The 19,636-nt window shown below is 39.6% G+C and carries 20 protein-coding genes; all 20 read left to right on the forward strand.

The window, feature by feature from the left end:
• The first annotated feature begins 21 nt into the window (after positions 1-21).
• The 20 genes from fliF to BS34_RS0103675 all read left to right on the forward strand — a co-directional run bounded on the left by fliF (position 22) and on the right by BS34_RS0103675 (position 19,621).
• Positions 22-1,713, forward strand: a complete 1,692-nt coding sequence (fliF, locus tag BS34_RS0103580) for a flagellar basal-body MS-ring/collar protein FliF (protein ID WP_029407183.1) — start codon at positions 22-24, stop codon at positions 1,711-1,713.
• Position 1,714: 1 nt separating this feature from the next.
• Positions 1,715-2,737, forward strand: coding sequence for a flagellar motor switch protein FliG (fliG, locus tag BS34_RS0103585; protein ID WP_029407184.1), 1,023 nt, complete (start codon positions 1,715-1,717; stop codon positions 2,735-2,737).
• Positions 2,738-3,520 (forward strand): FliH/SctL family protein, encoded by a 783-nt coding sequence (locus BS34_RS0103590; protein WP_029407185.1) that lies wholly within the window; start codon positions 2,738-2,740, stop codon positions 3,518-3,520.
• A gap of 249 nt (positions 3,521-3,769) precedes the next feature.
• On the forward strand, positions 3,770-5,116 hold the full coding sequence (gene fliI / locus BS34_RS0103595; protein ID WP_029407186.1) for a flagellar protein export ATPase FliI: 1,347 nt from the start codon (positions 3,770-3,772) through the stop codon (positions 5,114-5,116).
• Between the two features lie 97 nt (positions 5,117-5,213).
• The gene (gene fliJ, locus BS34_RS12515; RefSeq protein WP_029407187.1) at positions 5,214-5,663 is read left to right on the forward strand and encodes a flagellar export protein FliJ; all 450 of its coding nucleotides are present in this window, start codon (positions 5,214-5,216) and stop codon (positions 5,661-5,663) included.
• 68 nt (positions 5,664-5,731) lie between these two features.
• Positions 5,732-7,117: a flagellar hook-length control protein FliK gene (locus tag BS34_RS12520; protein ID WP_029407188.1), complete on the forward strand. Its 1,386-nt coding sequence runs from the start codon at positions 5,732-5,734 to the stop codon at positions 7,115-7,117.
• Positions 7,118-7,126: 9 nt separating this feature from the next.
• The gene (locus BS34_RS13175) at positions 7,127-8,122 is read left to right on the forward strand and encodes a methyl-accepting chemotaxis protein (protein WP_029407189.1); all 996 of its coding nucleotides are present in this window, start codon (positions 7,127-7,129) and stop codon (positions 8,120-8,122) included.
• Between the two features lie 50 nt (positions 8,123-8,172).
• Positions 8,173-9,024 (forward strand): flagellar motor stator protein MotA, encoded by an 852-nt coding sequence (gene motA / locus BS34_RS0103615; protein WP_029407190.1) that lies wholly within the window; start codon positions 8,173-8,175, stop codon positions 9,022-9,024.
• Positions 9,025-9,057: 33 nt separating this feature from the next.
• Positions 9,058-9,939, forward strand: coding sequence for a flagellar motor protein MotB (gene motB, locus BS34_RS0103620; RefSeq protein ID WP_029407191.1), 882 nt, complete (start codon positions 9,058-9,060; stop codon positions 9,937-9,939).
• A 26-nt stretch (positions 9,940-9,965) separates the two neighbouring features.
• Positions 9,966-10,583: a flagellar basal body-associated FliL family protein gene (gene fliL, locus BS34_RS0103625; protein ID WP_029407192.1), complete on the forward strand. Its 618-nt coding sequence runs from the start codon at positions 9,966-9,968 to the stop codon at positions 10,581-10,583.
• 10 nt (positions 10,584-10,593) lie between these two features.
• Positions 10,594-11,613, forward strand: a complete 1,020-nt coding sequence (fliM, locus tag BS34_RS0103630; protein WP_029407193.1) for a flagellar motor switch protein FliM — start codon at positions 10,594-10,596, stop codon at positions 11,611-11,613.
• Positions 11,606-12,061, forward strand: coding sequence for a flagellar motor switch protein FliN (gene fliN / locus BS34_RS0103635; RefSeq protein ID WP_029407194.1), 456 nt, complete (start codon positions 11,606-11,608; stop codon positions 12,059-12,061). The genes fliM and fliN overlap by 8 nt, the downstream gene beginning before the upstream one ends.
• Before the next feature lie 5 nt (positions 12,062-12,066).
• Entirely contained in the window at positions 12,067-12,519 is a 453-nt protein-coding gene (gene fliO / locus BS34_RS0103640) for a flagellar biosynthetic protein FliO (RefSeq protein ID WP_029407195.1), read from the forward strand.
• Positions 12,512-13,258, forward strand: a complete 747-nt coding sequence (gene fliP / locus BS34_RS0103645) for a flagellar type III secretion system pore protein FliP (RefSeq protein WP_029407196.1) — start codon at positions 12,512-12,514, stop codon at positions 13,256-13,258. Before fliO ends, fliP begins: the two co-directional genes overlap by 8 nt.
• The gene (gene fliQ, locus BS34_RS0103650; RefSeq protein ID WP_029407197.1) at positions 13,258-13,527 is read left to right on the forward strand and encodes a flagellar biosynthesis protein FliQ; all 270 of its coding nucleotides are present in this window, start codon (positions 13,258-13,260) and stop codon (positions 13,525-13,527) included. The genes fliP and fliQ overlap by 1 nt, the downstream gene beginning before the upstream one ends.
• Positions 13,528-13,530: 3 nt before the next feature.
• Positions 13,531-14,310: a flagellar biosynthetic protein FliR gene (fliR, locus tag BS34_RS0103655; protein WP_029407198.1), complete on the forward strand. Its 780-nt coding sequence runs from the start codon at positions 13,531-13,533 to the stop codon at positions 14,308-14,310.
• A 3-nt stretch (positions 14,311-14,313) separates the two neighbouring features.
• Positions 14,314-15,438 (forward strand): flagellar biosynthesis protein FlhB, encoded by a 1,125-nt coding sequence (gene flhB / locus BS34_RS0103660; RefSeq protein ID WP_029407199.1) that lies wholly within the window; start codon positions 14,314-14,316, stop codon positions 15,436-15,438.
• 44 nt (positions 15,439-15,482) lie between these two features.
• A complete protein-coding gene (flhA, locus tag BS34_RS0103665) occupies positions 15,483-17,576 on the forward strand; it encodes a flagellar biosynthesis protein FlhA (RefSeq protein WP_029407200.1) in 2,094 nt (697 codons plus the stop codon).
• Between the two features lies 1 nt (position 17,577).
• The gene (gene flhF / locus BS34_RS0103670) at positions 17,578-18,753 is read left to right on the forward strand and encodes a flagellar biosynthesis protein FlhF (RefSeq protein WP_029407201.1); all 1,176 of its coding nucleotides are present in this window, start codon (positions 17,578-17,580) and stop codon (positions 18,751-18,753) included.
• Positions 18,743-19,621 carry a MinD/ParA family protein gene (locus BS34_RS0103675; RefSeq protein ID WP_029407202.1) on the forward strand — a complete coding sequence of 293 codons (879 nt, stop codon included), beginning with the start codon at positions 18,743-18,745 and terminating at the stop codon, positions 19,619-19,621. The genes flhF and BS34_RS0103675 overlap by 11 nt, the downstream gene beginning before the upstream one ends.
• The last annotated feature ends 15 nt before the right edge of the window (positions 19,622-19,636 follow it).

Below are 19,636 nucleotides of genomic sequence, written 5' to 3' on the forward strand. Positions count from 1 at the left end.
TAAAGACAAGAAGAATTTATAATGGCTGAACAGCAAGCTGCACTTGATAACTCTCTAAATACCCAACCTCCGTCTGGTGTGGGTTCTACGCTGTTAAATAATCTTACCTCTTTATCTGTGGCCAAACAGGTCAGTTTAGTTATAGCATTAGCGGCATCTCTTGCTTTAGTTGTTGGTATTGTCCTCTGGTCTCAAAGTACTCCTTACACTTTACTTTTTGGTAGTGTGGATGCAAAAGATATGAACGAAATCGTTCAAACGCTTGAACAAGATGGAGTTAAATATCAAATTGATCAGTCTAGTGGTGGAATTTTAGTTCCTACCGATAAAGTTCATTCATTGCGTTTAAAACTTGCCGCTGCAGGTTACCCAAAACAAGCCGCTACGGGCTATCAAATATTGGATGTTGAACAAGGTTTTGGTATTTCTCAATTTAAAGAAACTACTCGTTACCATAGAGCCTTAGAGGGTGAGTTAGCGAAATCAGTTTCTTCTATCAATGCGGTCAAATCTGCCCGAGTGATGTTAGGTTTACCTAAACGTTCTGTTTTTGTGAGAAAACAGCAAAAGCCTTCTGCTTCAGTCGTTGTTAAGCTTTACCCTGGTAGAACACTGAATGAAGAGCAGGTGAGCGCTATTGTTTACTTGGTATCATCCAGTATTCCTAATATGGAAGTGAAATCGGTTACGGTTGTTGATCAGCATGGCAATTTGTTAACGGGCTCTCAGTCTAGTACCGGTATGCTAAATATGAGCATGAAGCAGCTTGACTATACTCGCCAGGTTGAAGAGACACTCTCAAATCGTATTATCAAATTATTAGCCCCAATTGTTGGTGGAGAAAATAAAGTTCGAGCTCAAGTTACTGCAGAACTAGATTTTACTCAGCAAGAACAGACTCGTGAAAATTATGAACCTGATCCCGAAGCGGTTAGATCTGAACAAGAAGTTAAAGAGATTAACCGTAATCAGGGCCCAACAGGTATTCCTGGAGCTTTAACTAATCAGCCTCCTAGAGCAGGTTTAGCTCCTGAACAAGGTTATACTCCAGATGGAGATCCAAATTTAAAGAGTTCAAGTGAAAAGAGAACTAAGAATTATGAAATCGATAGAACGGTCAGTCATATCAAAAATTCCGTTGGGAATATTCACCGATTATCTGTGGCCGTTGTACTTGATGATAAAACTAGTTTAGATGAGAATGGTGTGATTGTTCGTCAACCACTTGATGATGAAGAATTGCTACGTTACAGAAGACTAGTGAGTGATACGGTTGGGCTTGATGAAACTCGTGGCGATACATTAAGTGTTGTAAATGCATCCTTTATGGTTGCGCCAACAGAAGAGCTTGAATCGGCTCCAATTTGGCAAGAATCATGGTTCTGGAATTTAGTTAAACAATTGTTAGCAGGCCTGGCAGTTCTAATTATTATCTTTGGTGTCATTCGCCCAATGCTAAGAGACCTCTCGAAGAAAGAAGAAACCTATTTAGAATATCCAGAAGATGTTCCTGAGGAAGAGGAACAGCTTGAGAATGTCGATGAAATTTCTAAAGCCCTAGAACAAATGAATGAAGAAGTTGAGCAAACAGCAGTAGAGTCAGAAGCTGAATCTCAAGCTGAGCATGAGTTGCTTGAAAAAGTAAGGGCAATTGTCGCTGCGGATCCTAAAGTGGCCGCGCATGTGATTAAGCAGTGGATGTCTGGAGAATAAAATGCCTGAATCAATGATAGAAGAAATGGGAACAGAAAGTGATATCACTAATCTTGATAAAGCGGCTATTTTGCTGCTTTCTTTAGGTAAAGATTCTGCTGCTAAAGTGCTTAAGCACTTAAATCCCAGAGAAGTTCAACATATTGGTTCTGCTATGACATCGGTAGAAAATGTTTCTCATGGCGATATCCATCAAGTCATGAAGAATTTTCTAGACGAGATTGGTGATGATGCGTTAGGGGTTGATCCTAGTGAATATGCTCAGTCACTGATGGCGGATGCTCTTGGTGATGGTGGTGGACACCTTATGGATGCCGCGCTACTAGGTGATCAGGTTAAAGGTTTAGAGGCCTTAAAATGGCAGCATCCTTCAACCATTTCTAATATGTTGCGTAATGAGCACCCTCAGGTGGTTGCAATTGTACTGTCTTATTTTGATTCTGATCAAGCCGCAGAGGTATTGCGTGGGATCCCTGAACGCTTTCAGTCTGAAGTTATTTACCGTATTGCAACGCTTACAACCATTCAACCTCGTGCATTATTTGATTTAAATGACGTGTTACAAAATGCATCAAGTGATGGTGAAGGCGGCAAACTTGCAACCATTGGTGGTGAAAAACGAGCTGCTGAGATTTTAAACTTGGTTGGAAGTGGTGTTGATTCTCGAATTTTAGATGATATTGCCATTGAACATGATGATGTTAGTAAGGCGATTCAAGACAAAATGTTTGTATTTGATGATATTGGTGGCATAGATGATCGAGGGATTCAATCTCTTGTGGCTGAGGTACCAAGTGATCTATTGGTTGTTGCTCTTAAAGGTGCCGACACAGAGATTAAAGAGAAATTTCTTTCAAACCTTTCAAAACGTCAAGCCGATATTATGCGTGACGACCTAGAAACCGGTGGACCAGTTAAGCTTAGCGCAGTTGAAGATGCGCAACGAACTATCATACAGACCGTTCGCCGTTTAGCTGATGAAGAGAAGATTATGATGCCTGGTGGTGGTGAGGAGTTTGTGTAGGTGGATGAGCATACTGTGAATGCAGAAAAGGATTTTCAAGAAGAAGCCATTCCTGTCACTAAACTTGTTCAATCTTCGGATTTAAAGTCACCGAGTATAGAGCCTTGGAAGTTATCTAGCTTTGAATTAGATGAACAAGTAGAATCGACCAAAATGTCAGAAGAGGTTTATGAAAAACTGCATCGAGAGATTGAACCGGAGATTCAAAAGCAAGCGGAGTTAATTAAGAAAGAAGCTTATGATTCAGCCTTTGATAAAGGTTATCAAGAAGGTTTAGAAAAAGGTCTTGATGAGGGGCAAAAACAGGGTGAATTGGAAGCTAGGGCAAAAGTGATGGAAACCATTGAGCCTAAAATTGAACAATTTGATTCTATTTTATCTGCGTTACATAAACCTTTTGATTCTTTAGAAAATCAACTCTACTCAGAGTTGGTTGATTTTGCTTTGCATGTTGCCCAAACCGTTATTAAAAAGAATGTCATTGATGATAAAGATTGGGTTCTGAAGGCGGTTCAGGAATCGGTTGAGCAGCTTCCAGAGTCATCTAGTAAAATTAATGTCTATTTACACCCTGATGATCTCGCCTTTTTACAAATTTCAAAACCCTCAATCTCGGAAAAATGGCAACTACACGAAAGTCATAATGTTGAACAGGGAACTTGCTTAGTCAAGCAAGATTATTCGACTATCTTAAATAGTTGGATAGCTCGTTTTGAAGAGATTGTAGAGCAAACTTCTCAATATACTATCAATGAATTGGAAGAGTCTGACTCGCAGGTTTAATGAATCTTTCTTTAAATCTAACTCAATGAGACCTTTGCACGAGAGTATGTACAAGTAAAAATGGTTAAAATTTACCTTATTTTTGTTGTACCCCAAGGGCACTTCCTTTGGGCGACAACTTGCGAATAGCTAGCTATTCACTGCGTTTTCCGCCGCAATAAGGTAAATTTTCCCTCATTTTTCTTTCGCACCTATCTCGTGTAAAGGTCTCACTATGATTTAGTTATTTATTTCAAATAGAAGAAAACTATGGAATTAACTGACCGTTTAAATACTTCATTGAGCAATCGTCTAAAGCATTTACAGAATGTTACGATTAAAGCTCAGCCACTAAAAGTGGCTGGACGGTTGGTGAGAATGGTTGGTATGACTTTAGAAGTGGTGGGGACTTTTGCTCCTATCGGTTCTCGTTGTCAAATTATACGCGGAGTAGATTTAGAACCTATTGAAGCCGAAGTGGTTGGATTTCATGAGGGTCGTCTTTTTTTAATGCCTATTGGAGATACTAATGGACTCTCTCCAAATGCTGAAGTTTTGCCTGTTGATGGTGGTGTTAAAGTTGGTGTAGGGCAGGCGATGTTGGGTCGTGTAGTGAATGGAACCGGTGACCCTCTAGATGGTCTTGGAGCAATTGATGTAACGGATTATGTTTCTCTCTCTGGCGAAAGAATTAATCCGTTAAGCCGTCATCCCATTACAGAGCCTCTCGATGTGGGTATAAAGGCCATAAATGGTCTTTTAACTATTGGGAAAGGCCAGCGTATTGGATTAATGGCTGGTACCGGGGTAGGTAAAAGTGTTCTATTAGGTATGATGACTCGATATACCGATGCGGATGTTGTTGTAGTTGGATTAGTAGGTGAGCGAGGTCGAGAGGTTAATGAGTTTGTTCGTCAAAACCTCGGTGAAGAAGGCTTGAAACGCTCTGTTGTGGTTGCGACACCCGCTGATGATCCTCCTTTAATGAGATTGCATGGTGCAATGCTAGCAACATCAATAGCTGAATATTTTAGGGAGCAAGGTAAAAATGTTCTCTTATTAATGGATTCTTTGACGCGTTTTGCCCAAGCCCAACGAGAAATTGCTTTAGCGGTTGGAGAGCCTCCGGCAAGTAAAGGGTATCCGCCTTCTGTTTTTGCTAAGTTACCTCAACTTGTTGAGAGGGCTGGCAACGGTAGTTTAGGAGGTGGGTCCATTACCGCTATCTATACAGTATTGGCGGAAGGTGATGATCAATCAGATCCTATTGTTGATTCAGCGCGTGGAGTATTGGATGGCCATATTGTTCTATCGCGATCAATAGCAGATAGTGGACGTTACCCAGCGATTGATGTTGAGTCTTCTATTAGTCGTGTTATGGTTGATATTGTTCAGGAAGAACAGCTGCAAATGGCTAGAAAATTTAAAAATCTTTATTCAACTTACCAGCAGAATCATGACTTGATAAGTGTAGGTGCTTACCGAAAAGGCGCTGATAAATTGATTGATGAGTCAATTGTTAAGCATCCTGTATTAAATGATTATTTGTCGCAAGGTATTCATGAATATTATTCTGTAGATCAATCATTAGATAACCTTGCTCAAGCCTTGTCTTAAGATTGCTAGTAATGATGTTGCTAATAATGAGTTTGGTAATACTTAAAATTGGTAATATTTAAGGTTGGCAATCTAATCCAAATTGAAGAGTTTTTTTGTGGCTAATCGTTTAGACAGATTTAATAAAATTATAGAGCTAGCCGAGGTTGAGTTAGATCAAGCGGCTCAGAGTTTTGCGCTTATGCAGCAAAAGTTAAGTGACGCTTTAGCACAAGTAGAATCTTTAGAAAACTACCAGTCAGAATATGCTAAAAAACCGAGTTTATCTTCTCAAATTTCCCCAATTCAATTACAGACACATAACGCTTTTGCTGATAAATTAATTCAAGCTTTATATTCCCAAAAACAACTGGTTAAAGAATCAGAAAAAATGGTTGATTTAGCCAAGCAAAATTGGATTGAAAAACGATCTAGAGTTAAGGCCTTAGAGGCATTAACTAAACGTATTGAGGCTAATGAAACCATCAAGCTTAATAAGGCAGAACAACGAATGATGGATGAGTTAGCTACCCAAAAACATATCCAGAAAAAAACGGGTTTTATTTAAGCTTTATTTTGTAGGCACACATATTGCTTTTATGCAGTTACTGAATAATAAACCGGCGAGAGTCAAGTATGCTTATATCTTCTAATGTTTTAAAGCCTGAACAATCAGCGGAAACTTTGAATCCGAGTGTTAAAGGGCAAGGTTTGCCACAAGAGGCAAAGTTTTCAGATTTGTTTGCATCAATGTATCAGCCAACTGAAGAGAAAATAGAAAGCGATTCGGAAGATTTACCTTCTATTAACGTATTTAATATTAGTGATTCAGATTCCTCTTCGACAGAAATGATGGATGACGATCACATAATGAACTTGGTTGAGAATATAGTAAACTCAGCCCAGTCAAAGGATGTTTTAAACTCTGATAATAATCTTACGGAGGAGTCCGTAGATATAGATTTGTCTGTTGATGCTATTGCTGATGGCATTATTGATGAAGGTATTATTGATGATACTGCTACTGAATCTGTCGATGACATGGTGGGAACATTCGTGGGCAGTCAAGAGACCGTTTCGGTAAATGGAGTTCAAGCACAATCCCTAGCACTAAAACACACAGATAATAGTCAAGAAGACGGGTTGATTGATGAGAGTAGTGATTTTGAATCTACTCAAGAAGATCCGGCTATGATTGCGGCTAATGCTCCTTTGCATGTAAATAATGCACATAGTGTCGGTCTGGATTCTAAAGCATCAAGTGTTTCACTAAATGGAAATTCTGCACCACAATCGCAAAATCAAGCGCAAACTCAAACCCAGTTTGGGAATTCAGCTAATGAATCTCAAGCATCTGCTTCGGGTTCTTCGCAAAGTAACCAGTCATTTTCTCAAAATGGCTCTCAGCAAAATCAATTTGCGCAGCAGCAAGCACAAATGATGCAGCAGACAATGAAGGCGCAAGCAGTTGAGCAGCAATTAAATGTTAAGGCAACGGATGAGTTGATTGTAAAAGCAGATTCTAAAGAAAGCCTTTTGGGGGCTAGTTTTAGTTCTTTGGAGGGACGCTCTCAGTTGCCTTTAGGTTTACAAAGTATTACTTTACCGGTTAAGTCGCCTCAATGGGGGCAAGCTTTAGGGCAACGTGTGGTTTATATAGCAAATAACCAGTTGCAAAAGGCAAATATTACCCTAAATCCAGAAAAACTGGGGCCGGTTCAAGTTAAGTTACATATGGATAAAGATAATCAACTTCATGTAACGATGCATGCGCAGCATGCAACGACCCGAGAGGCGATGGATAACGCCTTACCAAGGCTTCGAGAAATGTTGGAGCAAGCAGGAGTTAATTTAGGTTCGCTTGATGTAGGGGATGATCGCCAGTTTTCTGAAAACGCTGAATCAGAATCAAGTTATGGGCGTTCTAACGGACACAGTGAAGAAAATGAAGTGCAGCAATTAAATGAATCTTCCACAGCGAAGGTAGTTGCTACAGACAATATTGTCGATTATTACGCCTAGGAGCGAATTATGAATTTTGTAAAAAGTCTTGCAGTGATATTTGCTTTAACCACAACAAATGCATATGCTGATTCAGCAATTATGGGGTTACCTACGTTTGGCTTTGTTGTTATGGCAATGGTTGTTACTGCGGTCGCAGTTGGTGCTTTGGTATACTTATTAACTTGCGGTAAATCGAATGCTTGTGATCAATCTGAACTCGTTTCAGCTTTAAAAAATATTGTTCAAAATGAAGACCTTGCTACGACGGTTAATGTAAATGATTCAGACCCGAAGTTGATAGGCATTTTAAATGCTCTATTAGAAATGGCATCAAATCAAGTTACTAAAGAGATGATAGAGAAATCAACATTTCAATCTAAAGTCTCAGATTTAGAGATGCAGATGGAAGAGTTGAATGAAACTTTAGCCAATTGTTATGCTCAGCAACAGGTATCAACACCAGCTGTTTCTGCAGCCTTTGATAATAGTGAACTTTTGACGTTATCTTCAACGCTGTCTTCAAAGCTAGATGCACTAAAAGCAGGTTCCAATCGCGGTATTGAATCGGCTGCTAATGTAATCAATGAAGTCAGTGGCCTGACTAATGAAGTGACTCATGCTTCTGGAGTGATTAAACGTTTAGAGGAAGATAGTAGTAATATTGGAACGGTTTTAGTGTTAATTCGTGATATTGCAGAACAAACTAACTTATTAGCGTTAAATGCCGCAATTGAAGCTGCTCGTGCAGGTGAACATGGAAGAGGTTTTGCGGTAGTAGCCGATGAAGTGAGAATTTTGGCTGGTAAAACGCAGCAAGCTACAACCGAAATTCAAACAATTATTGAAGAATTACAACAACGTGCGAGAAATGCGGTTCAAGTAATGGAGAATGGACAAAACAGAGTGGGCTCGACTCAAGAAGAAGCTGGAAGGGTAAATGAGATATTTAATGGTATTGTCGAAGAGCTTTCTGAGTTAAAATCTGCTCAGCAAGAATTATCCGCCGTTATACAAAATAGTTAGACGTAGAAAATTAAAGCAATAAATATCAAGATTAGAGGGAAGAATTAAACATGAAAGCGATAGTAGGTACACTTGTTGTAATCGGTACCTTGCTGGGTGGTTATTTACCACACGGTAGTATTGGTATTATGATTCAACCACTAGAAATGGTTATTATTTGTGGTGGTGCTCTAGGTGCATATATTATTGCTAACCCTGGCTGGGTTGTTAAAGCCGGTTTTGGTCAAGGTGTAGGCTTAGCTAAGCCACATCATGTTAACCAAGAACTTTTTATGGAGTTGTTGGGCTTAATGTTTAAAATATTTAACAAGGCTCGTAGAGAAGGGTTAATGTCTATTGAAGCTGATGTTGAAGACCCTCACGCAAGTGAACTGTTTAATAGTGCTCCTAAAGTTGCGGCAGATCATCATGCGATAGACTTTATTTGTGATTATTTACGTTTAATGATTAGTGGAGCAAGTAATCCTTATCAATTAGAAGATTTAATGATTTTAGAGTTAGATGCCCATCACCATGAGGCAATGATGCCAAGTGGTGCTGTGGGTAAAGTAGCTGAAGCGCTTCCTGCCTTTGGTATCGTTGCAGCGGTACTGGGTATTGTTATTACTATGAGTTACCTTGATGCCGGTCCTATGGAGATTGCTCACCATATGTCGGTGGCATTGGTTGGTACCTTTTTAGGTATTCTTATTGCCTATGGTTTTATTGCGCCAATTTCATCCGATCTGGCAAACCGAGCTGAAGCAGAGAGTGCATTTTATGCTGTTATTAAAACTTGCTTAATGGCTAACTTAAATGGTTATGCTCCGCAAGTAGCGGTTGAGTTTGGTCGTAAAGCGGTGCCAAGTCACGAACGTCCAACTTTTGCTGAAGTTGATGAGTTTTTGCAAAGCCAGAAGTAATCATTAAACAACCTTAAGATTAGTTGAATTACTATGTCAGATGAACAATCCATAATCATAAAACGCTTAAATAAGTGTCCCCATGTTGCACACGGTGGGGCCTGGAAAATAGCGTTTGCCGATTTTATGACCGCCACAGCCGCTTTCTTCTTAATGCTATGGGTCTTGGGTGGAACGAATGATGAAGAAATGAAAGCGATGGCTGAATTCTTTAGAGATCCAACGATCATTGAATCTTCTCCAATGTCATTAGTTGAGTCAAAAGAGGCGGGTAGAACTTCGGATGCAATGATTGATATGGGCGGGTTTAAGGATTCTCCAAAGGGCGAAGAAGGTGACGAGGATGGTTCTGGTAAAGCTCAAGAAAAAGCTGAAATGGAAGCCATGAAACTTGCTTTAGAACAAAAGATATCGGAAAGTCCAAGCCTAAGTGAGCTTAAAGATCAACTAAAAATAGATGTGACTCCGAATGGTTTACAGGTTCAAATATTAGACGATAGAAAGCGTCCAATGTTTGGTTCAGGAGTAGATTTACCAAAAGAGTATGCTTCTAAACTACTTCAAGAGGTTGGAAAGGTTTTGGCCTCAACGAATAATAAAATTAGTATTGCCGGACATACGGACTCTTCGGGTTATCACGATAGTTCAGAATATACTAACTGGGAGTTATCTGCAGATAGGGCAAATGCTGCTCGAAGATTATTACTCCAAGGTGGTGTTAGCTCAGATCGAATTGCTCAGGCAGTGGGGATGGCGGATACGGTGCCGTTTGATAAAGAAAATCCGTATAATCCAAGAAATAGAAGAATTAGTATCATTGTATTAAATAAAGAAGCCGAAGAGCGTTTACGAAGCTTAAGTGATGCGCCTAAGGTTGAAGACTTAAGTAGTGAAATGCTACTCACTCCTAATTAAACTAGTGACAAGCAAAGGGAAAGATTATGTCAGAAGAAGAAGTTAAAGAAGAAAAGAAAAGTGGTGGCGGAAAAGGTCTAATCATTGTTTTACTCGTTGTTGTTATTCTTCTTTTAGTTGGCATTGGTGTAATGGCTTTTTTATTACTTAGTGGTGATAAACATGCAGATGAGAAAGGTGCTGATACCGAAGTACACGCTTCAGCTGAGCATGGAGATGGTAACGGCGATGGTCACGGAGAAGAAGGTCATGATTCAGGGCATGCTAAAGAATATTCTCCTAAGTACAAACAGTTTGAACCACCTGCACCTGAAGCGCCACCAACGTATTTCACAATGGATAAATTTGTTGTAAATTTTTATGGAGATGGTCAGGCAAAATTCTTAGCCGTGGATTTGAAGTTTCTATCCTATTACCCACAGATAGTTGGTGAAGAGGGGGAAATGGAGCATTTAAGACCTATTTTAAAAAATGATATAGAGCGTTTGTTGCGTAACCAACACTATAATGAATTGGATAAACCTGATGGGCCTGATAAATTGCGTGCTGAGATTTTAGAAGTGACACGTAAGGTATTGGAAAAACATAATATTTATCCAGATTTATTGGAAGATGTTTACATGACTCGATTTGTCATGCAGTAAGGCGATTTAAATGGATGATATCTTAAGCCAAGATGAAGTCGATGCCCTTTTAAAAGGGATGGGCGGTGGTGATGTTGAGACTGAGGGAGATGATACTTCAGGTGGACAGAGTGCCAAAGTCTATGACTTTACAAATCAGGAACGTATTGTTCGTGGTCGTCTGCCTGCTTTAGATATTATCAATGAAAGATTTGCACGCGGATTTCAACGCCACTTTAATGAAATGATTATGGCCAGTGTAGAAGTGACTGCTGGTGAAGTTAAGATCATTAAGATGATTGATTACCTGCGAAACCTTTTTGTTCCGACAAGCTTGAATATTTATCGTATTAATCCTTTAAACGGGGTGTCATTATTTACTTTAGATTCAAAGTTAATTTTTACGGCTGTTGATATTTATTTTGGTGGCACAGGCCTGTTACCTTTTAAAATTGAAGGGCGTGAATATACTCCGGTTGAAATGAGTATGGTTCGAAGTATTCTTGATATTACTTCAGAAAACATGCGAAAAGCCTGGGGTCCAGTTATGGACGTTGAAATCGAGTATATGCATTCTGAGATGAATCCAAAATTTGCTGGAATTGTGGATCCGACAGATATGATTATTGTTAGTCCCATCAATGTTCGATTTGAAGGGGTTGAAGGGCGTGTAGATATTGTCATGCCTTATGCGATGCTTGAACCTGTAAGAGATAAGCTCGAAGAAGGTATGCAAAACCTTCAAGGTGAAAGCGATAATCGTTGGTCAAGAACGCTTAAAGAAGAAGCGAAGAATATTGAAATTGATTTAAGTGTGAGCTTGGCAGAACTACAAATGAATGTTGATGATCTCATGAAAATGGAAAAAGGCGATATTATTCCTTTAGAAATGCCAAAGACCGTTACAGTAAAAGCGGAAGATATTGCAATTATGCGTGGCAAACTTGGTGAGAGTAATAATAAAAAAGCCGTTAAAGTAGAACAAGTCTTACGTCACCCCGCTTATCAAGAGCGAACGATAGACAATGTTAAGGAGTGGTACGATGAGTGATGAAGAAGATTTAAGCGCGTGGGGCGACGCCTTAGCAGAACAAGCCGATGCAGAAGATGGTGAATCTGCAGAAGCTGATTGGGGAGATGCATTATCTGAACAAGCTGATGCTGAGGATGCTAATGCTGAAGCAATTAATTCTGCTGCTTTTGATGAGCTTGCCGCTGAGCGTGGTAATAGTAAAGATAAGGTTGATTTAGATGTTTTAATGGATATCCCTGTGACTCTGCAATTAGAAATTGGTAGAGCTAAAGTATCAATTAGAAACTTGCTTTCTTATACGCAGGGGTCGGTTGTTGAAATGGATCGTCTGGCTGGTGAGCCTTTAGATTTACTGGTTAATGGAACCTTAATTGCTCATGGTGAGGTTGTTGTCATTAATGATAAGTTTGGTGTGCGTTTAACGGATGTTGTTAGCCCACAAGAACGTATAAAAAAATTAAAGTAATTTAAATGAAACTATTTAACCAGGCCTGGTTGTTTATTGTTTTAACCTTATATTCATTGTATTCTTTAGCTGAAGATACTGCGAATGTAGGAGAAGCCGTGACTCAGCCAAGTGAGTATTTTGGGCAAATTGTTTTATCTTTGGTTTTAGTTTTATTAATTATTTTTATTTCGGCATGGCTGTTGAGAAGGTATGGTCGTTTCCCAGGTGTAGCAGAAGGCAATTTAAAAGTTCTTGGTGCTTTGTCAGTAGGTCAACGAGAACGAATTCTATTATTACAAGTGGGTGAGGAGCAAATCTTAGTTGGTGTTACAACAAGTAGAATTTCTCGATTGCATCAACTTGAAGTCCCTGTTGAAGTAAAGGATAATGTTCCTATTAGTGGGCAGTTCTCGCAACGTCTACAAGAAGCATTAAAACCTAAGGATAATAAGCAACAGACCCGTGAAGATAATTAAATCATTTATTCTAATTGCTTTGACCTTTTTTCCTATCTTAGCTTGGGCTATGCCAGGCATTCCAGCATTTACCGTTGAAACAGATGCAGCGGGTAATCAAGATTACACCTTAACAATTCAAATATTACTGTTAATGACCGGGTTAACTTTGTTACCCGCGGCATTAATTGCCACCACCTCATTTCTTCGTATTGTGATTGTTTTAGCTCTCCTTCGTCAAGCATTAGGTACACAACAAACACCTTCAAACCAAGTTCTGATAGGTTTATCACTTTTTTTAACATTGTTTATTATGACACCGGTTTTAGACAAGGTTTATGACTCAGCGGTTGCGCCTTATTTAGATGAACAGATGCAATTTCAAGAAGCGGTAAAATTGGGTTCTAAACCAATGCACCAGTTCATGTTACAACAGACTCGAGAAGATGATCTAGGCATGTTTGCAGAAATGGCAGATGTCACCTTAACAGATCCACAAACCGTTCCTTTTAAGGTGCTAATTCCTGCCTTTATGACGAGTGAGCTTAAAACCGCCTTTCAAATTGGTTTTATGTTGTTTATTCCCTTTTTGATTATTGATTTAGTGGTGGCGAGTTTATTAATGTCGATGGGTATGATGATGTTATCTCCAATGATTATCTCTTTACCATTTAAGTTAATGCTCTTTGTATTGATTGATGGTTGGGCATTAGTTGTGGGCACTTTAGCTAATAGTTTTGTTGTCCCCGGAGGGATATGATGCAACAAGAATTCGTATTGTCATTAGGACAAAAAATGCTTGAAGTTACCGCAATGTTAGCAGGGCCTTTATTAATACCTGCTCTGATTATTGGTTTACTTGTTGGTATGTTTCAGGCCGCAACGCAAATTAATGAAATGACTCTTAGTTTTATTCCAAAACTTGCTGTGGTTGGGGTTGTTTTAGTCGTAGCCGGCCCTTGGATGCTAACAACTTTAATCTCTTTCACTAAAGAGCTTTATCAAAATATTCCAGCTTTAATAGGCTAAGACATGACCTTTAACTACCCAGAATTTCTCCAGCTGGTTGGTTTGTACTTTTATCCTTTTGTGCGCATTGGCGCAATGCTATTTATTATTCCTTTATATGGTATTAGAGCCGTTCCTGTTCGAAGTCGAGTTATCCTAGCTGTTTTTTTAACGATTGTTATCTCTCCCGCACTGTCTTTACCGCCACCTGTTGATCCTTTTACTTGGAGAGGAGTGTTGTTTATCCTTCAGCAGGTCTTAATTGGTTTAGCAATGGGGGTGATTTTTTTAGTGGTCTTTCAAGCTTTTGTTGTGGCAGGTCACTTGATTGCAATGGGGATGGGTTTGGCATTCGCATCAATGGTTGACCCTGGCAGTGGTGCACAAGCACCGGTTGTTGCTCAATACTTTACTATAGTGGTTACTTTGCTCTTTCTGGCTATGAATGGGCATCTTCTCGTTATTCAGGTAATTGTGGATAGTTTTGAGTATCTGCCCATTGGAATTAACTTTTTAAATGCAGATAGCATACGACTCATAGTTGAATTTGGGAGTTATATGTTTTCAGCCGGAGTGTTGATTGCATTACCTGCAATTACCGCTTTGTTATTGATTAACGTGTCTTTTGGAGTGGTAACGCGAGCGGCTCCAGCACTAAATATCTTTGCGGTAGGTTTTCCAGTTACCTTATTAACAGGCTTAATCATGCTGACTTTAACAACACCGCTCATTCTTCCGCATCTGCAGGAACTTATTCATAGAGCGCTTGATCTAATCCTGCAATTAAGGTTAACAGGAGGCTAAGCGATGGCAGAGAATGCTGACGGTAGCGAAAAATCCGAAGAACCCACCCAGAAAAAATTAGATGATGCCCGCGATAAAGGACAAGTTCCCCGATCAAAAGAGTTAACCACTTTATTGATGACGCTTTCCGCAGCAATATTTTTATTGATGTATGGAGGGGTAATGATGCAAGGATTTATGAACCTTGCGACTCAAGGACTTAGTTTTAATCGAGATGTAGCATTTGATGAGTTAAAGCTTTTTGATTTAATTATTGCGATTGTTTTGGATGGCATCTATTTAATTGCACCGTTTGTGTTAGTGATGGTCATTGTTGCCTTGATTTCACCGACTTTGTTAGGAGGGTGGTCGTTTAGTGCTAAAGCAATCGCTCCTAAAGCGAGTAAATTAAATCCTGCATCCGGTATTAAGCGTATGTTTTCTGCAAATGCCTTATTGGAGCTTTTTAAAGCCTTAGCTAAGTTTTCGTTAGTTATTTCTATGGCGTCTTATTTTTTGTATTTTGCTTTTGATGAAGTGCTTGGTTTAGGTGTTGAACCATTACAATTTGCTATGGCGCATTCCGGCAGTTTAATTGTACAAGCCTTTATTTTTGTTAGTTTATCTCTTTTAGTGATTGCCATTATTGATGTACCGTTTCAACTATGGCAACACAATAAGCAATTGAAAATGACTAAGCAGGAAGTGAAGGAAGAGCATAAACAACAAGAAGGTAATCCAGAGGTTAAAGGGCGTATTCGCCAGGTTCAAAGGGAAATGTCTCAACGCAGAATGATGCAAAAAGTCCCTGAAGCGGATGTCATTATCACTAACCCAACACATTTTGCCGTGGCACTACAATATGACCCTGAAAGTATGCGAGAACCTTTGGTTGTGGCGATGGGAAGTGATTTTATGGCCGCCCAAATTAGAACCATTGCTAAAGATAACAATATTACTATTGTAGAAGCCCCCCCGTTGGCGAGGGCTTTATACTATAATGCAGAATTAGACCGCCCAATACCTTATGATTTATTTAAAGCAGTAGCCTCTGTACTCGCTTATGTTTATCAATTAAAAGAGTCAGGGAAAACAGATGATGTGGATTTTGCAAATTTGCCAATTCCTGATGATATGAAAACAGAATGAGACTGATGTGAATGTCCCATTTTTTAGGATGCTAAAGTTACTTAATGGATTTTAAACAATTAATTAGCAAAATTAAGGCAAACTTGAGCAGTGGTTTAGGAATCCCTATCGCTGTATTGGCCTTATTGGGTATGGTTACCATCCCTTTGCCGGCATTCCTATTAGACGTATTTTTTACTTTTAATATTGCACTTTCTCTGGTGGTGCTGATGGTGACGCTTTATGCCAAACGTCCACTAGATTTTGCCATTTTCCCGACCATTATTCTTTTAGCAACTCTCTTTAGACTATCCTTAAATATCGCTTCTACGCGAGTGATTTTACTTGAGGGTCATAATGGTGGTGCCTCTGCGGGTCAAGTCATTGAGGCATTTGGTGAGTTTGTTATTGGCGGAAATTATGCCGTTGGTATGGTTGTTTTTGCAATACTCGTTGTTATCAACTTTGTGGTTATTACCAAAGGTGCAGGCCGCGTTGCTGAAGTAAGTGCTCGTTTTACCCTTGACTCGATGCCGGGTAAGCAAATGGCAATTGATGCGGATTTAAATGCAGGTTTAATTACTCAAGAACAAGCTCAGGTGCGACGTTCTGAAATTGCAACAGAAGCAGAATTTTACGGTTCTATGGATGGTGCGAGTAAATTTGTTCGAGGAGATGCCGTTGCCGGAATTATCATATTGTTTATTAACTTAATAGGTGGATTTGCAATAGGGGTTGGGCAGCATGACCTTTCATTTGCGGATGCCGCCCAGGTATACACAATTTTGACGCTGGGTGATGGTTTAGTTGCACAAATACCGGCTCTGTTATTGTCCACCGCAACAGCCATTATTGTTACCAGAGTAACCGGTGGTGACAAAAAAGATATGGGCGAACAGATGCAAATACAGATGTTCTCTAGCCCTAAAGCTTTAGGAACAGCGGCAGGCGTTGTTGGCTTTTTAGGACTAATTCCTGGAATGCCTAATGTTGCCTTCCTTGCTTTTGCAAGTGTTGCAGGAGGAGGAGCATATTTAATCCATAAACAGCAAAAAAATCTAGAACAAGAGGAACCTGTCATTCCTGATGAAATAGAGGAGGAGTCAAAACCCGCTGATTTAAGCTGGGATGATGTTCAATCTATAGATGCTCTAGGCTTAGAAGTGGGTTATCGTCTTATCCCAATGGTGGATCAAGCACAAAATGGGCAATTATTAGATCGTATTAAAGGGGTAAGACGAAAAGTTTCACAAGAGCTCGGTTTTTTGGTTCCACCGGTTCATATTCGAGATAACCTTGATTTAAAACCTAATCAATATAGAGTTATGTTAATGGGGGTTCCTTCTGGAGAGGGAGAGGTTTTCCCCGATAAGGAATTAGCCATTAACCCTGGTCAGGTGTTTGGAGAAATTCCAGGTGTTGCAACAAAAGATCCAACCTTTGGTTTAGAGGCGGTGTGGATTACGTCGTCAGATCAAGATCAAGCTCAGGCATTAGGTTACACCGTGGTTGATGCAAGTACTGTGGTTGCTACGCATGTTAGCCAATTAGTACAAGACTATGCCTTTGAGTTATTAGGGCATGATGAAACGCAACAATTACTGGATAAATTAAAAGCGAATTCGCCTAAGCTAGTAGAAGAGCTTGTGCCAGATAAGTTACCTTTAGCAACGGTGGTTAGAGTGTTGCAAAACCTATTACAAGAAAAAGTTTCTATTAGAGATATGCGTACCATTTTAGAAACCTTGACCGATAAATCGTCAATAACACAAAGCGCAACTGAACTTACTATTCATGTAAGAACGGCTCTAGGCCGCTCGATTATTCAAGACATTGTAGGCCAAGACCAAGAACTTAAAGTGATAACTCTTGAACCAAGCTTGGAACAGTTATTGCTCCAAGCAGCCCAGGGGGCACCTGAAGGGCAGTTAGCTATTGAACCAGGCCTGGCAGAAAGATTGCATGCTACTCTAAAAGAAGAGTCTCAGAAGTTAGAAGTAACAGGGCAGACTGCGGTATTGCTGGTAGCACCGCAAATACGCTCACAACTAGCAAGATTATTTAGATATAGCTTACCTAATTTATATATTTTGGCTTATTCAGAAGTGCCAGAAAACCGACAGATTAGTGTTGTCGCCAGTGTAGGACAGGGAGGCTAATGTGAAAATTAAACGTTATTTCGCACCAAATATGCGCAAGGCGATGAATTTAGTTAAAGAAGAGCATGGTGATGATGCGGTGATCCTTTCAACTAAAGATACCGATGATGGTGTAGAAGTGGTTGCGGCACTCGATCCCGATTCGAATGCGTCTCATGCTGAACAGCCTGTTTTACATAGTGGAAGTACTTATCAATCGCCAGAAGTTTCACAAAACCAGCCGATACAACAGCAGGTAAATAGCTCGGCAGAATTAGCTCATATGGCTGATGAATTGAAAGCGGTCAAGAATATGTTGGAAAACCAACTTTCTGGATTAGCTTGGGGGCAAAGTGAGCATAATGATCCCGCTAAGGTTGATTTGTTAAAAAGGTTGTTGCAGCTGGGTTTAGGTTGGGATTTAAGTGAAAAATTAGTGAATGGCTTGCCAGTTATTAATCAGCAGGCCTGGTCAAGATTATTAGCAAAAATTGAATTAGATATTCCAACAGAAGAACGCGATATTCTTGAAAAAGGTGGCATTGTTGCTTTAGTGGGTCCAACAGGTGTTGGTAAAACAACGACCATTGCAAAAATGGCAAGTCGTTTTGTTATGCGAAATAGTCCAAGCGAACTGGCATTAATTACAACAGATTGTTATAAGATTGGTGCTCAGGCTCAGTTAAAAACGTTTGCAGAGCTAATTAATGTTCCTGTTCATATCGCAAAGACACAAGGTGAACTTTATGCATTGTTAACTTCGTTAAACAATAAAAAGTTAATTTTGATTGATACCGCAGGAATGAGTCAAAGAGATTTGCAGTTATCGCAACAAATTACATCGGGTCATCAAGGGGTGACAACGGTTAAAAATTATTTAGTGATGTCAGCCGCAACACAATTATCTGTAATGAAAGATATAGTAAAATCATTTAGTGAGGTTGTATTAACCGGTTGTATTTTGACCAAAGTTGATGAAGCGGTACAATTGGGTAATGTGTTAACAGTCTTAATTGAAGATCAATTACCTATTATTTACATGTCTAATGGACAAAGAGTTCCAGAAGACTTAGAGCCGGTGAGGACAAGAGAATTGATTGACCGAGCAATCGTCTTAGGACAACAAAACACACAACATAAAAATAGTGAGCAAGCATTCCGTTTAGGAATGGGTAAGGAGATTTCAGATGCTCAATGACCAAGCAGCAGGGTTACGCGCGATGCATGCAAATAAAACACAGTCAAATGATTCAGTTCCTCAGCCAGTCCGTGTTATAGCGGTTGCAAGTGGTAAAGGTGGAGTTGGTAAAACAAATGTTTCTGTTAATCTAGGTATTTCATTAGCTCAGCAAGGTAATCGCGTTTTGTTGATGGATGCGGATATGGGGTTAGCTAATGTAGACATTATGCTTGGATTGCAAACTAAGTATAATCTTTCACATGTTTTAGATGGCGAAAAAACCTTGCAAGAAGTCATTGTTGAGGGTCCTGGTGGTTTAAAGATTATTCCTGCGGCATCAGGTGTTCGTCGTATGGCACAACTGAGTGCAATGGAAAATGCAGGCATTATTAATGCCTTTTCAGAATTAAGTGATGAACTTGATATTCTTGTTGTAGATACCGCTGCCGGTATTGCCGATAGTGTGATTAGTTTTTGTCGAGCGGCACAGGAAGTAGTTGTGGTTGTAACGGATGAACCCGCCTCAATTACTGATGCTTATGCATTAGTTAAAGTGTTGAGCCGTGACTACAATTTATCTAAATTTAGATTGTTGGCTAATATGAGTAGAACTCCTGCTCATGGTCAACAGCTTTATGAAAAATTTGCTCGAGTTTGTGAGCAGTTTCTTGACGTAAGTATCGATTATTTAGGCACCGTACCATTTGATCATGATTTACGTGAAGCTGTGCAAAAACAAGTTCCTGTAACAGTGTACCGTCCGAATAGTTTAGCGGCTAAAGCTTTTAAAGGGATGGCAAATAAAATAGAAACCTGGCCTATTCCTAGAGGGGTAACTGGCTATTTACAATTTTTTGTAGAAAATTTATTTCAATCTGGGCGTTAAACAAGGCACCAATAA

It is taken from the genome of Thiomicrorhabdus sp. Milos-T2 (genome assembly GCF_000702325.1).
GTDB lineage: Bacteria > Pseudomonadota > Gammaproteobacteria > Thiomicrospirales > Thiomicrospiraceae > Thiomicrorhabdus.

Excerpts from the sequence above, each read along its gene's own strand:
- fliR (WP_029407198.1), top strand. The coding sequence starts at position 13,531 with ATGACCTTTAACTACCCAGAATTTCTCCAGCTGGTTGGTTTGTACTTT.
- fliM (WP_029407193.1), top strand. The coding sequence starts at position 10,594 with ATGGATGATATCTTAAGCCAAGATGAAGTCGATGCCCTTTTAAAAGGG.
- fliG (WP_029407184.1), top strand. The coding sequence starts at position 1,715 with ATGCCTGAATCAATGATAGAAGAAATGGGAACAGAAAGTGATATCACT.
- motB (WP_029407191.1), top strand. The coding sequence starts at position 9,058 with ATGTCAGATGAACAATCCATAATCATAAAACGCTTAAATAAGTGTCCC.
- flhA (WP_029407200.1), top strand. The coding sequence starts at position 15,483 with ATGGATTTTAAACAATTAATTAGCAAAATTAAGGCAAACTTGAGCAGT.
- fliO (WP_029407195.1), top strand. The coding sequence starts at position 12,067 with ATGAAACTATTTAACCAGGCCTGGTTGTTTATTGTTTTAACCTTATAT.
- flhB (WP_029407199.1), top strand. The coding sequence starts at position 14,314 with ATGGCAGAGAATGCTGACGGTAGCGAAAAATCCGAAGAACCCACCCAG.
- fliL (WP_029407192.1), top strand. The coding sequence starts at position 9,966 with ATGTCAGAAGAAGAAGTTAAAGAAGAAAAGAAAAGTGGTGGCGGAAAA.
- fliN (WP_029407194.1), top strand. The coding sequence starts at position 11,606 with ATGAGTGATGAAGAAGATTTAAGCGCGTGGGGCGACGCCTTAGCAGAA.
- BS34_RS0103675 (WP_029407202.1), top strand. The coding sequence starts at position 18,743 with ATGCTCAATGACCAAGCAGCAGGGTTACGCGCGATGCATGCAAATAAA.
- motA (WP_029407190.1), top strand. The coding sequence starts at position 8,173 with ATGAAAGCGATAGTAGGTACACTTGTTGTAATCGGTACCTTGCTGGGT.
- fliI (WP_029407186.1), top strand. The coding sequence starts at position 3,770 with ATGGAATTAACTGACCGTTTAAATACTTCATTGAGCAATCGTCTAAAG.
- BS34_RS12520 (WP_029407188.1), top strand. The coding sequence starts at position 5,732 with ATGCTTATATCTTCTAATGTTTTAAAGCCTGAACAATCAGCGGAAACT.
- BS34_RS13175 (WP_029407189.1), top strand. The coding sequence starts at position 7,127 with ATGAATTTTGTAAAAAGTCTTGCAGTGATATTTGCTTTAACCACAACA.
- fliQ (WP_029407197.1), top strand. The coding sequence starts at position 13,258 with ATGCAACAAGAATTCGTATTGTCATTAGGACAAAAAATGCTTGAAGTT.
- fliF (WP_029407183.1), top strand. The coding sequence starts at position 22 with ATGGCTGAACAGCAAGCTGCACTTGATAACTCTCTAAATACCCAACCT.